Origin of the sequence: Mesorhizobium sp. M8A.F.Ca.ET.207.01.1.1 (genome assembly GCF_004794715.1) — a bacterium.
Classification (GTDB): Bacteria; Pseudomonadota; Alphaproteobacteria; order Rhizobiales; family Rhizobiaceae; genus Mesorhizobium.
Genome location: NZ_SRUS01000481.1, coordinates 1 through 301, shown reverse-complemented (window position 1 = coordinate 301; position 301 = coordinate 1). Strand labels below are relative to the sequence as shown.

General features: G+C 69.4%; 1 protein-coding gene. It reads left to right on the top strand.

Going from position 1 to position 301, the window contains the following annotated elements; translation table 11 throughout:
• Nucleotides 1-231 (top strand): DUF2271 domain-containing protein (locus tag EN850_RS35465; RefSeq protein ID WP_136093064.1); only part of this gene is annotated, 231 nt, incomplete at its 5' end.
• Between the last annotated feature and the right edge of the window lie 70 nt (nt 232-301).

Here is a 301-nt window from a genome sequence, read left to right as displayed (position 1 = left end):
ACCGGGCCGACCCGCCCGGCCGGCAAGCACGCGCTGTCGTTCAACGACAGGCAGCCGGCCCTGAAGCAGCTGGCCCCGGGCAACTACACCCTGGTGGTGGAAGCCGTGCGCGAAGTCGGCGGCCGTGAACTGTTGAAGATTCCCTTCACCTGGCCGGCGACCACCGCGCAGAACGGCAAGGCGCAGGGCGCCACCGAGCTGGGACAGGTCACCCTCGCCGTCAAACCGTAACCGCCTGAGCCGGGGTCGGATCCCTTCCGCAGGAAGGGCTCTGACCCCATCGCCCTATCCCTCGGGGTCA